The organism is Thauera sedimentorum (genome assembly GCF_014489115.1).
Classification (GTDB): domain Bacteria; phylum Pseudomonadota; class Gammaproteobacteria; order Burkholderiales; family Rhodocyclaceae; genus Pseudothauera; species Pseudothauera sedimentorum.
In genome coordinates, this window is the sequence record NZ_JACTAH010000003.1 from 20662 (window position 1) to 34830 (window position 14169).

8 protein-coding genes are annotated in these 14169 nt (G+C 71.2%); 4 read left to right on the forward strand and 4 right to left on the reverse strand.

The features are described 5' to 3' along the window. Position 1 precedes the first annotated feature (1 nt). The 4 genes from IAI53_RS17430 to IAI53_RS17445 form a co-directional block, all read right to left on the reverse strand. Positions 2-1990 (reverse strand): AsmA family protein, encoded by a 1989-nt coding sequence (locus tag IAI53_RS17430; RefSeq protein WP_187719506.1) that lies wholly within the window; start codon positions 1988-1990, stop codon positions 2-4. 82 nt (positions 1991-2072) lie between these two features. Beyond that, a complete protein-coding gene (gene tldD, locus IAI53_RS17435) occupies positions 2073-3518 on the reverse strand; it encodes a metalloprotease TldD (RefSeq protein WP_187719507.1) in 1446 nt (481 codons plus the stop codon). Positions 3519-3588: 70 nt separating this feature from the next. After that, complete coding sequence (locus tag IAI53_RS17440; protein WP_187719508.1) at positions 3589-4419, reverse strand: carbon-nitrogen hydrolase family protein; 831 nt, start codon at positions 4417-4419, stop codon at positions 3589-3591. After that, positions 4416-8348, reverse strand: coding sequence for a YhdP family protein (locus IAI53_RS17445; RefSeq protein WP_187719509.1), 3933 nt, complete (start codon positions 8346-8348; stop codon positions 4416-4418). Before IAI53_RS17445 ends, IAI53_RS17440 begins: the two co-directional genes overlap by 4 nt. A gap of 159 nt (positions 8349-8507) precedes the next feature. Between IAI53_RS17445 and glnE the strand changes: the two genes are divergently transcribed. From glnE to IAI53_RS17465, 4 genes are all read left to right on the forward strand, one after another. Continuing rightward, positions 8508-11192 carry a bifunctional [glutamate--ammonia ligase]-adenylyl-L-tyrosine phosphorylase/[glutamate--ammonia-ligase] adenylyltransferase gene (glnE, locus tag IAI53_RS17450; protein WP_187719510.1) on the forward strand — a complete coding sequence of 895 codons (2685 nt, stop codon included), beginning with the start codon at positions 8508-8510 and terminating at the stop codon, positions 11190-11192. Positions 11193-11362: 170 nt separating this feature from the next. Continuing rightward, positions 11363-12868 (forward strand): CYTH and CHAD domain-containing protein, encoded by a 1506-nt coding sequence (locus IAI53_RS17455; protein WP_187719511.1) that lies wholly within the window; start codon positions 11363-11365, stop codon positions 12866-12868. A gap of 69 nt (positions 12869-12937) precedes the next feature. Then, the gene (locus IAI53_RS17460; RefSeq protein WP_187719512.1) at positions 12938-13390 is read left to right on the forward strand and encodes a SixA phosphatase family protein; all 453 of its coding nucleotides are present in this window, start codon (positions 12938-12940) and stop codon (positions 13388-13390) included. A 180-nt stretch (positions 13391-13570) separates the two neighbouring features. Beyond that, positions 13571-14125 carry a DUF2062 domain-containing protein gene (locus IAI53_RS17465; protein ID WP_187719513.1) on the forward strand — a complete coding sequence of 185 codons (555 nt, stop codon included), beginning with the start codon at positions 13571-13573 and terminating at the stop codon, positions 14123-14125. The last annotated feature ends 44 nt before the right edge of the window (positions 14126-14169 follow it).

Consider the following 14169-nt stretch of genomic DNA (forward strand, 5'->3'; position numbering starts at 1 on the left):
GTCAGCGCAGCAGATCCTGCAGCCGACGGCCCAGTTCTTCCTTCAGCGCGTCCTCGGGCGTGGCCGGGGCGCTGCCGCCATCGCCACCCTCGCCGCGCTTTTCGTCCAGCTTCTCCTGCAGACGCTCAGCCAGCGCGCGGCGGGCGGCGTCGCCCACCACCGCGGACCACAGCACCTGCGGCGCAGGCGCCTCCAGCGGGCCTGTGATGCGCACCGGCACGGTGAGTCCGCGCAGTTTCTCCAGCCCGGCGCCGCCCTGCCCTTCTGCAGTGGCCACCACGCTGGTCCGCAGGGTGTAGTCGATGCGGTTGCCGCCGATGTCGATCAAACCCTCGCCGCCCACGCGCAGCAGGGGGCTCAGCAGCGCCAGGTCGTCGTTGCGCGCCACCCCACCGGCGATGCGGAAGCTGGCATCCAGCGCGCTGAAGTCGGTCTGCTCGGTGCGGCGGAACTGGTAGCTCTCGTCGCGCTGCCCGGACAGCAGGGCCTGGCCGTCGCGCAGGATCTGGCCGACATTGAAACCCTTGATCGCGCCGTCGCGCAGCGCCAGTTCGGCCTTGCCGGCGAGCGCGCGCTTGAGCTCGCCCACCGTGCGCCCCCGGGTGTCCACATCGAAGGCCAGGCTGCCGCGGCCCTCCAACGTGTCCTTGCCGGCGAGGTCGCGCAGCAGCGGACCGACCTGGATGTCGGCAAAGCTCTGTTGCACGCGCACGCGCTGGCCGGCGGCGTCGACGCGCAGCTCGCCTTTCATGGTGCCGCCGTAGCCGCGTGCGGCCAGCGGCGCCACCGACAGGCTGCGCCCGTCGCCTACCAGGCGTGCGGAGACCTCGCCGAGCGTCAGCCCGGCCGCCCGCAACTCGCCCACCTCCAGCCTGCCGTCTAGCGGCGCACCGGCCGCGAAGGACAGGTCCACCGGCTGGGCATCGCCGCGTGCGCTACCCTGCGCCCCGGCGGCCTTGCCGCCCTCGCCCGCCGCGACCGGTGCAGTGGATGGTGCATCCTTGACCGGCTGCGGCGCGGCCGACGGGCCGGCGGTGTAGCGGTCGACGTCGAGCCGGTCGAGCTTGAGCGCGAACTTCAGCGGCTGGCCTTGCGCTATTTCAACGCTGCCCTCCAGCGCGCTGTCGTCGAACCTGCCCTTGAACTGGGCACCGGTGTTGCCGGTATCCAGCGCGTGTTCGAGGTCGCCCGCCAGCGACAGGCGCAACGCAGCGGCCTGCGCGGGGGTGAGCGCGAGATCCAGCGACAGGCCGCGCACCGCGAGGCGCTGCGCTTCGACCAGCATGTCGCCGCCGGTCTCCAGCCGGCCGCGCAGCGCGGGCTGCTCGAAGGCGAAATCCGCCGCCAGGGCGAACGGGGCGCTTGTCCCCGACACCAGCCGCCCGAGTTCCAGCGACAGGCCGCGGACCTCGCCCTTGATGCCGCCCTTGGCGTCGTCCACCGCCACGCGCGCATCGACCAGCTCGACACCGTCGATGTCCAGGGCGAACTCTCCGCCCGCGCCGTCCCCGCCGCCCGTCTCATCGTCGCTGCGGCCCGGTCCCGAGGAGCCGGCACCGCCCGGCGCACGCTCCTCGGCGGTGCTTGCCGCGGCCGCACCAAGGAGGTCGTCAACATTGCTGCGCCCCTGCGCGTCGCGGCGGTAGCTGAGTTGGGGGCGGATCACCCGCACCCGCTCCACCTGCACCGCGCCACGAAACAGCGGCATGACCTGCACCGCCAGTTCCACCTGCTCGATGGCGGCGAACGGGGTCTTGCCGTCGGGGTCGGTCAGGCTGAGGTCGGCTGCGGTGAGCGCCAGGCGGGGGAACACCGACAGGGCGATGTCGCCGCCGATGGCGAGCTCGCGCCCGGAACGCTCGCGCACCAGTTCGACCAGGCTGTCCTTGTGCCGGTTGGCGTCGAAGGTGACGATCAGGAAGACCGCCGCGCCGAGCGCCAGGAGAACCAGTGCAAGGAGGGCCAGCAGCCCTATCCTGAGTGCCTTCATGTCCGACTCCGCTTCGGTTTCGCCCGCACGCGGGCGCCCGCGGGGCGGCGTTGCCGGCCCAGCGGGATGGAAAACTCCTCGTTCAGGCGGTTCCGCCCACCGTCAGTCCGTCGATGCGCAGGGTGGGCTGGCCCACGCCCACCGGCACGCTCTGGCCGTCCTTGCCGCAGGTACCCACGCCGGGGTCGAGCGCCATGTCGTTGCCGATCATCGACACCCGGGTGAGCGCGTCCGGGCCGTTGCCGATCAGCGTGGCGCCCTTGACCGGGCGGGTGACCTTGCCGTTCTCGATCAGGTAGGCCTCGGACGTGGAGAACACGAACTTGCCCGAGGTGATGTCCACCTGGCCGCCGCCGAAGTTGGCCGCGTACAGCCCCTTCTTCACCGAGCGGATGATCTCCTCCGGGTCCTTGTCGCCGTTGAGCATGTAGGTGTTGGTCATGCGCGGCATCGGCAAATGGGCGTAGGACTCGCGCCGCCCGTTGCCGGTGGGCGCCATGCCCATCAGGCGGGCGTTCATCATGTCCTGCATGTAGCCGGTGAGAATGCCGTCCTCGATCAGCACGGTGCGCTCGGTGGGGTTGCCCTCGTCGTCCATGGTGAGCGAGCCGCGGCGGTCGGGGATGGTGCCGTCGTCCACCACGGTGACGCCCTTGGCGGCGACCTGCTGGCCGATGCGCCCGGAGAAGGCCGAGCTGCCCTTGCGGTTGAAGTCGCCCTCCAGGCCGTGGCCGATGGCCTCGTGCAGCAGGATGCCCGGCCAGCCCGAGCCCAGCACCACGGTCATGGTGCCGGCCGGCGCAGGGGCGGCATCCAGGTTGGTGCGTGCCTGATGCACCGCGGCGCGCGCGTAGTCGCGCAGCAGCTCGTCGGAGAAGTGGCCGTAGTCGAAGCGTCCGCCGCCGCCTGCGCTGCCCTGCTCGCGGCGGCCGCCGTCCTCCATGATCACGGTGATCGACACCCGCACCAGCGGGCGCACGTCGGCGGCCAGGTGGCCGTCGCTGCGCGCCACCATGACCACCTCCCAAGAGCCGGCGACATGGGCCATGACCTGGGTGACGCGGGCATCTTCGGCGCGCGCGAAGCCTTCCAGGCGTTCGAGCAGCTTGACCTTGGCGGTATCCTCCAGCGAATCGAGCGGGTCGTCGGCGCGATACAACCGGTTGCGCCCGCGCGCCGGGGCGATCTGCACCTTGCGGCGCTTGCCGGCCTCGGCGATCGCCCGGGTGGCGGTGGCCGCATCCAGCAGCGCGTTCAGCGAGATGTCGTCGGAGTAGGCGAAGGCGGTCTTCTCGCCGCTGATCGCGCGCACCCCCACCCCTTGCTCGATGTCGAAGCTGCCGGCCTTGACGATGCCTTCCTCCAGGCTCCAGGCCTCGGCACGGTGGTACTGGAAGTACAGGTCGGCAAAGTCGATGTCGTGGCGCATCAGCTTGCGGAAGACCTTCTCCAGGCCTTCGGCGGACAGGTCGTAGGGGCTCAGCAGGTAGCGGTCGGCGACCTTCAGGGCATTCTTGGCTTGACTCATGGCGTATCCAGGTTGGGGCTGCCCGGGTTGGACCCGGCAGGCGTCAAAACGATCAATCGGGCACTGCCGCTCACAGGCAGCGGTGGCGCAGCGCGGGCAGGCTCTCGCGCACCGAGGCGATGCGCGCCGGGTCGACATCGGCCACGACCACGCCAGGGCCTTCCTCACGGCAGGCCAGCACCTCGCCCCAGGGGTCGATCACCAGGCTGTGGCCCCAGGTCACCCGCCCGCTCGGGTGGCGACCGCCCTGTGCGGGCGCGAGCACGTAGCACTGGTTCTCGATCGCACGCGCGCGCAGCAGCACTTCCCAGTGCGCGCGCCCGGTGGTGTAGGTGAAGGCGGCCGGCAGGATGATCAGGTTCACCGCCCCCATCGCGCGGAAGAGCTCGGGAAAGCGCAGGTCGTAGCACACGGACAGGCCGGTGGGCCCGGCCGGCGAATCGAAGCGCACCACCTCGCGGCCGGCCTCGATGGTCACCGACTCGTCGTAGGACTCCTCGCCCTTGCGGAAACCGAACAGGTGCACCTTGTCGTAGCGCGCGATGCGCTCGCCGCGCTCGTCATACACCAGGGTGCTGTTGCGCACCTTGTCGTCGGCCGTGGCGGCCAGCGGGATGGTGCCGCCCACCAGGCAGACCTTGTGGCGCTGCGCGGTCTCGCGCAGGAAGTCCTGCAGCGGACCCTCGCCGTCGCGCTCGCGGATGCGCACCTTGGCGGTCTCGTTGGCGGTGATCAGCGGGAAGTATTCCGGCAGCGCGACCAGGCGGGCGCCGGCGGCGGCGGCTTCGGCCACCAGCTCACCGGCCACGCGCAGGTTCTCGGCCACGTCCGGGCCGGACACGGTCTGTACGGCGGCGATGCGCACCGTGGAAACAGCAGGGTTTTCGAGCGCTTGTGTCATTGTTGCCGGGCGGATTCGGACCGCGGCGCAGCCGGGTCGGGTTGGTCGGAGGGCGCGGCATCCCGCGCGGCGGGCGGCGGGGCACTGCCGGTGAGCTTCTCGACCTTCGGTTCGCCCCAGGTGCCGGTGATCGCGTAGTCGAAGGCCAGCAGCTTCTCGAACGGATCGCTCAGTACCTTCTGCGCGATGTAGGTCACCACGCCGGCCACCGGATTGATCAGCCCGGCGGCGGCGCCGATGGCGATCGATTCGCTCAGCGTCGGCTGCACGGTGACGCGCAGGTCCTGCGTCTCCGCCGCCAGATCGGTATCCCCGCGCATCGCGATGCGCGCCGCCGGACCACGGATCAGCAGGTCGTCGGTGTGCATCACGCCCGCATCCACGCCGATGCTACCGGAAACCCGGTCGAACACGAATCCTTCCGAGAACACGTCGCGGAAGTCCAGCGTGATGCGCCGCGGCAGCGCCTGCAGGCTGAGCACACCAAGCAGGCGGCCGACCCCCGGCTCGAGCTTGTTGAACTGCCCCTTGGCGGCATCGATCTGCATGCTGCCCGCAAGCGACGGGTAGTCGACCTTGATCGGCGCTCCCCGCCAGCCAAGCTTGCCGGCCAGCACCGCCTCACCGTCGCGCACCGCGTCCGGGTAGCCGATGCGCTGCAGCAGCGCGCCGACGTTGCCGGTCTCCAGGCGGAAATCGAGCCGGGTGCTCTGGCGCGCGCCGGTGCGCCACACGCCCGAGCTGCTCAGTTGTGCGTCCGGGTTGCGGATCGCCAGCGACTCAAGCTGCCATTCGCCGCCGCGGTTGACCGCCTTGACCTCGAGCTCGCCCAGCGCCTTGTCGCGCAGCTTGAAATCCTTGACCTGGAGGTCGACCGCCGGCAGGCGGCGCAGCGGCTCGTCGTCGACCGCCTCGGCCTCCGCCTCGTCCTCGCCGGCCGCCAGCGTTACGTGCTCGAAGCGCGCCAGCAGCGCGCCGTCCCCCGCGTTGCGCCACTCGAAACGCCCGTTCGCTTCCCGGCTGGCGATCTGTCCGCGCCAGTCGCCCGACTGCGCGGTGGCCCGCAGCGCGACGTCGTTGAGCGTCTGGCCGAAGGCGCGCAGCCGTCCGGTGTCCAGCCTGAGCCCGGCCAGCGGCAGCGCGGGCGCGCCGGCGGATTCGTCCGCGGACGGCGCACGCAGCGCACGACGCCAGGCATCCACGTCCAGCGCATCGAGCCGCGCATCGACCATCACCCCGTCCTCGGCGCTGGGCAGCGGCCGGAACACGCCGAGGCCGCCGCGCTCCACCGCCCAGCCGAGCGGCGTGGCCCGGCGCAGCAGGGCCAGGTCGATGCGATCGGCCAGCGTCGCGCGCATGCGCTCGCGCTGACCGCCGTCCATGCCGACCAGTTCGAAACGCAGCGGCCAACGGTCGCCGGCCGGCTTGTTCAGCGGCTCCGGCAGGCTGGAGGCGATGCCGGCCAGTTCGGACTGCACCGTCACTTGGACGCCCTCGCGGCGCAGGGCGATGTCCGCGCTCCACGGCGTGCTGCCGGACAGGTGGGCCAGCGCCGGCCAGTCCATTTCGCCGCGCAGCGCGGACACCGCCAGGCTGCCGGAGGCCTTGAAGCCGACGATGCCCTCCTCGTCGGTGCGCGCGGTGAGCGTCAGCGGCTCGCCGAACAGGCGCGCCTTCGCCTGCGGGATGGCCATGGTGTCGCCGGTGAAGCGCAGGGTGCCGGCGGCCGCCTCGAGCGGCGGCAAGCCCTGCACCACCCACAGCCGATTGTCGGCAAAGCGGTAGCGTCCTTCTACCGTGGTGTCGGCGATCTGGCGCAAGGGCATCACCAGGGTGAGGTCCAGCGTGCCGGCACCTTCGGCACGCATGTCGTCGGTGAAGCGGTTGATGCGGGTCGCCACCGGGCTCTCGGAGACGAAGCGCAGGAAATTCGCGGTCGCCCCGGCGGCGCGGCCGCGGATGGTCATGGTCTCGCCGCCGTGCGCCATCAGGCTGGGGATCGCGGCGCTCACCTCGGACAGGCGCACGCCATAGATGCTGCCGCGCTCGGCGGTGACCAGCATGCTCTCGCCCTCGAAGCGCAGTTCGCCGTCGATCGCATCGATCGCCGGCCAGCCGGGGGCGTACTCGAGGCGCGCCCCGGCAATCCGCGCGGTGACCAGGAACTGCCCGTCGGCGCCGTTGATGAAGGGGAAGTCCGCGAGATCGCCGCGCAGGCGCAGGCGCGCCTCGGGCGCGACGCCGCCGACGATACTGCGGCGCAGCCAGTCGCGGGTGTCCTGGTTCACCACCAGCGGCATGTAGCGCCACACCGCCGCGCCGTCGGCCTGCTGCAGCCGCGCGGTGAGGTCGATCTCGCCCGGCCCGCCGGCCACCGGGCGGTAGCGCCCCGAGGCCGAGCCGGTCGCGTCCGCGTTCTCGAAGGAGGCGGAATCGAGGGTCACTTCCAGCGCACCATCGCGCCGCGACCAGCCGCCTTCGGCGCGCAGGGTGGACAGCGCCAGGCGAGGTTCGGGGAACACCGCCGGCAGGTCGATCCACGCATCCTCGCCGGCAATGCGGAAGCGCCCGCCGCGTTCGCTGCCGTCGATCTCGCCGGACAGCCCGCCGAGGCCCGGCAGCGCGCCCTGCGCGGCCAGGCCGATGCCGCGGAACGATGCCTGGATCTGCCAGCCCTGCGGCTCGGCCACCGGCCCCCGCCATTCGATGCGTACCGCGCTCGCCTCTCCGCGCGGATCGAAGGCGGCCAGCCGGCGGCGCACCGCCTCGTCCAGCGGCAGATGACCGGCCAGGCGTGCCAGCGCAGCGAAATCGAGCCGATTGACGCGGAACTCGCCTTCGGACACCTCCTCCACCCAGCCGCCGCTCGGCCCGCGCACGGAGAGGTCGATATCCACCGGCGCCAGCGTCACCCCGTCGCCGGTGCGCAGCGCCAGGCCGCGGGTCTGCAGCGTTGCGCCACCCGCCGAGCGGCGCAGCGACACCTGTCCGCGCAGGCTCTCCAGATCGAGTTCGGGCAGCTCCGGCGCCAGCCGGGTGACGACGCCGTCGAGCGCGAGATTGGCGCTCAGGCTGGTCTGCCGGTCGGCATCCAGGCCGATCCAGGCGCGCAGGCCGCCACTGCCGTCGATGTCCACCGGGTAGTCGATCCACGGCCGCCAGGCGCCGAGCTCGGCGTGATCGAGCGCGAGATAGAGCTGCCCGGCCCAGGAAACCGGATCGCGCGGGTCGGTGCCCACCAGGTCGCCGCGCAGGTCCAGGCGCGAGGCCAGCCCGGCCGGCGGCTCGGCCATGAGGCCGAAGCGGTAGCGCCCGCCGCGCCGGTCGAGGCGGAAGGACACCTTCTCCAGCCGCAGCTCGGGGGCGCCGCGCAGGCCGTCGCTCCAGCTCAGCGCCGCGTCGCGGACCAGGATCTCGCGCTGCGCGAGCAGCCACTCCAGGGAGCCGCCGTCGCCGGCGCCATCGGTATCCACCGGCAGGCCGGCCACGAACAGGCGTCCGTCGGCCTCGCGGCGCAGGGCCAGCTGCGGGGAGAGGATCTCGAGGCGATGAAAGTGGGGCTGCAGGCGCAGCACGGTGGACCAGGCCAGCACCGCCTCGACACGTTCGAAACGCAGGGCGGCGCTGCCGTCGCGTTCGCTGATCTGCAGGCCGCCGATGTGCAGCCGCGGCCGCAGGCCGGTCCACTCGGCCGACAGGCTGTCGATGGCCACCGGCAGGCCGATCGCCCTTTCCAGCGCCACGGCGATCTCCGCCCGGTAATCCCCGATACGCGGCGCGACGACCTCGCGCAACACCAGGAACAGGCCGCCGAACACGAAATAGGCCACCGTCAGCCAGAACAGCAGGCGCTCCCCCTGCCGGCGGCGCACGCCGAGGACGGCACCCTCGTGCGGGGCTTCGGCGGGAGGAACGGCGGGGACGGTCATCGATACTCGACTCGGGGAAGAACGGACGGGACTGCGCGGCGCGACCGGCGGCCGGCCGCTGTCCGGCAAGCTTGGCTACAATCGACGCCGTATCCGCCGGTCCGCGGGCGCAAAGCGCCACGGCGCACGATTCTACCAATGTTGACGAGCCTTCCGCCCATGTCCTGCGACCTTTCCGCCCTGCCCGACGACATCCGCCACGCTGCCAGCCTGTCGCGCTTCCTGCGCCGCATGCTGGACAGCCGGCCCTGGCTGGGCGGACAACTCGCCGCGCACCTCGATCAAACGGTGGACGCGGATGCCATGCAGGCGTTCCTCGCCGGACGCGGCGTCTGCACCGAGACGCTCAAACCGGCGCTGCGCGAGCTGCGCACCTGGGTGATCTGCCATGTGCTGGTGCGCGACCTCGCCGGACGCGCAAGCCTGACGGAAGTCACCGAGGCCATGACCGTGCTGGCCGAAGTCACCGTGCGTACCGCCCACGACCTGCTGCGCGAAGCGCTGGTCGAACGCTACGGCCTGCCGCTGTCGCCCACCGGCTGGGAGCAGGAACTGCTGGTGATCGGCATGGGCAAGCTGGGCGGGCGCGAGCTCAACGTGTCCTCCGACATCGACCTGATCTTCGTGTACCCGGAAGACGGCGACACCGGCGGCAAGAAGGTGATCAGCAACTTCGAGTTCTTCGAGAAGCTCGGCAAGCAGCTCATCCAGGCGCTGGCCGAAGTCACCGAGCACGGACAGGTCTTCCGCGTGGACATGCGCCTGCGCCCCAACGGCGACTCGGGCCCGCTGGTGTGCTCCTTCGACATGCTGGAGAACTACTTCATCACCCAGGGGCGCGAGTGGGAGCGCTACGCGTGGATCAAGGCGCGGGTGCTGGCCGGCGAGCGCTGGCGCGAGCTGGAGGAGATCGCCCGGCCCTTCGTGTTCCGCAAGTACCTCGACTTCGGCGCGATCAACGCCATGCGCGACCTGCACGCGCAGATCCGCCGCGAGGTCGCCCGCCGCGACCGCGCCAACAACATCAAGCTGGGGCCGGGCGGCATCCGCGAGATCGAGTTCATCGCCCAGGTCTTCCAGCTCATCCGCGGCGGACGCGAGACCGGCCTGCAGATCCGCCCCACCCTGAAGGTGCTCGCCGGCCTCGCCGAGCGCGGCATCCTCGCCGCGGGCACGGTGGAGGCCCTGGGCGCCGCCTACACCTTCCTGCGCCGCCTGGAGCACCGCCTGCAATACCTGGACGACGCACAGACCCACGACCTGCCCGACAGCGAGGCGGACCGCGCACTGATCGCCCGCGCGATGGGCTGCGCCGACTGGAGCGCGCTGCTCGAGGAGCTCGACCGCCACCGCCGCGTCGTCAGCCGCCATTTCGACGACGTCTTCGGCGACCCGAGCGACGGCGAACACACCCTGGACGACATGTGGGCCTGCGCCGGCGACGCCGAACAGTGCGCGCCCGCGCTGGCCGAACTCGGCTACCGCGACCCGCAGGCCGCCGCCGGCCGCCTGGCCGCCATCCGCAGCGCGCCGCGCTACCGCCAGCTGCCCGACCACATCCGCAGCCGCTTCGATGCGCTGATGCCGCGGGTGGTCGAGGTCGCCGCCCACACCAAGACGCCGGACGACACCCTGGCCCGCTGCCTGGACCTGATGGAAGCGATCAGCCGGCGCGGCGCCTACCTCGCGCTGCTGCAGCAGTACCCGCAGGCCCTGCGCCGGGTGGCGGAACTGGTGGGCGCCTCGCGCTGGGCGGCGCAGTTCCTCACCCGCCACCCCATCCTGCTCGACGAACTGCTCGACGACCGCAACCTCGACGCGGCGCCGGACTGGGAGGACTTCCGCAGCGAGTTCGCCGCCCAGCTCGACGCCATCGAGCCGGACATGGAGCGCCAGATGGACCTGATGCGCGAGCAGCACCACGCCCGCGTGTTCCGCCTGCTCACCCAGGACATCGCCGGCGTGCTCACCGTGGAGAAGCTCGCCGACCACCTCTCCGCGCTGGCCGACCTGATGCTCGCGCTGACCATTCCGCTGTGCTGGCGCAAGATCAAGATCCGCCACCGCGAAGAACCCAGGTTTGCGGTGATCAGCTACGGCAAGCTGGGCGGCAAAGAACTGGGCTATGCCTCGGATCTCGACATCGTCTTCCTTTACGACGACGACGCCCAGGAGGCGCCCGAGGTCTATTCGCGCCTCGCCCAGCGTACCAACACCTGGTTGTCCAGCCAGACCGCGGCCGGCATCCTGTTCGAAACCGATCTGCGCCTGCGCCCCAACGGCGACGCCGGGCTGATCGCCTGCTCGCTGGAATCCTTCCGCAAGTACCAGCTCGAATCGGCCTGGGTGTGGGAACACCAGGCGCTCACCCGCGCGCGCTTCTCGGCCGGCGACCCGGCCCTGGGCGAAGCCTTCGAGCGCATCCGCGACGAGGTCCTGCGCCTGCCGCGCGACCTCGCCGAACTGCGCCGCGAGGTGCTGGCGATGCGCCGGAAGATGAGCGACGCGCACGCCGACAAGAGCGAGCTCTTCGACCTCAAGCACGATGCCGGCGGCCTGGTCGACGTCGAATTCCTCGTCCAGTACCTGGTGCTCGGCCACGCCCATGCCCACCCCCAACTCACCGGCAACCTGGGCAACATCGCGCTGCTGCGCATCGCCGGCGAGCTCGGGCTGATTCCGGCGGAGCTCGCCACCGCCTGCGGCGACAGCTACCGCCAGCTGCGCCGCCTGCAGCACCGCCAGCGCCTCAACGACCGCCCCTCGCGGGTCGATCCGGACGAGGTCGGCGCTGCGCGCAAACCGGTGCAGGCCCTGTGGCAGCTGGTGTTTGGCGAGGAATGACCGGCGGCCTACGACCAGCGTAGGAGCGGCCTCGGCCGCGATGCGGCGTACAGGAGAACGAACATCGCATCGCGGCCAAGGCCGCTCCTGCACCTTGACCCAACGGCCCCTGCCCCCTGTAATAATCCCGCGCATGACGTACAGGCAAAGGCGCGCATACAATGCGCGCCATGAGCCAGGAAATCGAACTCAAGCTGAGCCTGCCCGCCAGGTCGCTGCCGGCGCTGCGCCGCCATCCGCTGCTTGCCGCGGCGCAGAAGCTCGGCCAGACGGCGACCCTGGACAACACCTATTACGACACCGCCGATCTCGCCCTCAAGGCACGCAAGGTCGCGGTGCGCACCCGCCGCCAGGGACGCACCTGGCTGCAGACCGTGAAGTGCGCCGCGCAATCCACCGGCGGCCTGAGCAGCCGTCCCGAGTGGGAGCAGCCGTTTTCCGGCGCCTTCGACTTCTCGGCGGTGGACGAACCCGCCGCCGCCCGCCTGCTCGCCAGGCACGAGGCCGCGCTGGTGCCGGTGTTCACCACCCGCTTCCGCCGCGAGACCCGTCTGCATGCACCCGGCAACGGCGTCGAGATCCTGCTGATGATCGACCGCGGCGAGATCCTCGCCGGCGAGCGCGCCACGCCGATCTGCGAACTCGAACTGGAACTGCGCAGCGGGCAGGCCACCGACCTGCTGGCCCTGGCCTGCGAGCTTGCCCGCAGTCTGCCGCTGGTGCCCAGCGACCTGTCCAAGGCCGAGCGCGGCTACCGCCTCTTCCTCGATCAACCGCTCAAGCCGCTACGCGCGGAGCCCTCGCACCTGCGCGCGGACATGAACCCGGTCGATGCCTTCCGCGACCTCGCCTTCGCCTGCCTGCGCCAATGGCAGGGCAACGCCGCCGGCGCGGCGGTGTGCGACGCGCCCGAATTCATCCACCAGCTGCGCGTGGCGCTGCGCCGCCTGCGTTCCCTGCTGCGCCTGTTCGCGCCGGCCCTGCCGCCCGGCTTCGTGGATGAGTGGAACGAGAAGCTGCGCGACACCGCCAACCGCTTCGGCGACGCGCGCGACCTGGACGTGCTCTACGAGGAACTGCTCGCCCCGGTGGTGCCCGACGGGCTGGCCGAAGGCGACGCCCTGCCCCGCCTGCTGGCAATGGCCCGCGAGGCGCGCGACCGCGCTCGCGCCGACGCCTCGCACAATCTCAACGCGGCCGCCCAGGGCCGCCTGATGCTGGATTTCAGCCTCGCCCTGCACCGCTTGCCGAGCAACAACCTGATCGGCGCGGTCGACCTCACCACCTTCGCGCGCCTGCAACTCACCCGCCTGCGCAAGAAGGCGCGCCGCCGCTTCGAGGATTCGGCCAGCCTCATTCCCACCCGCCTGCATGCCTTGCGCATCGCCCTCAAGCGGCTACGCTACGGGGCGGAGTTCTTCGCCCCGCTGTTCCCGGCAAGGCAGGTTGTCCGCTACCTGGAAACCCTGGCCCGCGCGCAGACCACGCTGGGCTTTCTCAACGATGTGGACGTCGCCCGCGGCCGCCTGGAAGGCTGGGCGGACGAGGACGAGGAACTGCTCGCCGCGGCCGCCTTCATCACCGGCTGGCATGGCCCGCGCTATGCCCGCCTGCGCCGCCGCACGCGGCAGGAGGTCAAGCCGCTGCTGTGGGGCCGGACGCCCTGGCGCAAGTAGGGCCCCCTGCATTAACGACCGTGTAACACCGGCCGCATAGACTCTGCGCCCTGTCGATTGGAGGAGCGCATGGATTTGCTGTTGTGGCGTCACGCCGAAGCCGTGGACGGCACCCCGGATCACACCCGCGAACTCACCGAGCGCGGACAGAAGCAGGCGCGGCGCGTGGCGGCCTGGCTGCAGGAGCACCGCCCCAAGCGTCTCGCCATCCTGTGCAGCCCGACGGTGCGCACGCGCCAGACCGCTGCAGCCTTCAGCGACGAGTTCGAAGTGGTCAACGCGCTCGGTCCCGACGGCAATGTCGCCGGCCTGCTCTCGGCCACCGGCTGGCCGGATTCGAGCGGCGCCGTGCTGGTGGTCGGGCACCAGCCGGCACTCGGGCGCATGGCGGCGTTGCTGCTGTCCGGCTCAGAGGCTGACTGGACGATCAAGAAGGGTTCCCTCTGGTGGTTCACCAACCGCGTGCGCGACGGCGAAACCCAGACCGTGTTGCGCGCGGTGATTTCGCCGGACTTCGTCTGAGCCCGCCAGCGGGCGGACCGGCACGGAATTCTTCGCCGCACCCTGCGGTCTACCGGGCAGTTCCGGACCGCTGCAGCGGCCGGAATGCATCGATACAACACTTGAGTGGCGTCGCAGGATGGGGGCTGTTGTGCTTTCCTGCGCATGCCGTAAGATGCCGGTTCATTCCCGTTGGCGATCATGTACAAGCGCTTCCTGCCCACCCACGACAGCATCAAGCAAAGCCGCCTGCTCCGCTGGCTGGGCCCGCGCCTGCACGATCCCTCGCTGTGGCACATCAACCGCCGCGCGGTCGCCAAAGGCGTGGCCATCGGCGCCTTCTTCGGCCTGATGATCCCGGTGGCGCAGATCCCCGCAGCTGCGGTGGCCTCGCTGTTCTGGCGCGCCAATCTGTGGATCGCGGCGGTCTCCACGCTGATCAGCAACCCCTTCACCTACGGGCCGATCTACTACTTCGCCTACCAGCTCGGCGCCGCCTTGCTGGGCCGTCACGCCGGCGCCAATCCCGCGCTGGCCGAGGTCAAGGCCGAGCAGGCGATGGCGGCCCTGCCCTGGTTCGACAACCTCTGGCACTGGATCACCGGCATCGGCCAGCCGCTGGTACTGGGCATGCTGGTGATGGCGGTGGTCAGCGCCGTGACCGGCTATGTCGTCGCCCGCCTCGCCTGGCGAGTCAAGGTCATTCTCAAGCGTCGCCGCCAGCGTGCCGCGCGCGCCTTGCGCCCGGTCGCCTGAGGCAGCGGGCAGCACCCGCGAAACCGCGCAGGCAAAGCGCCGAC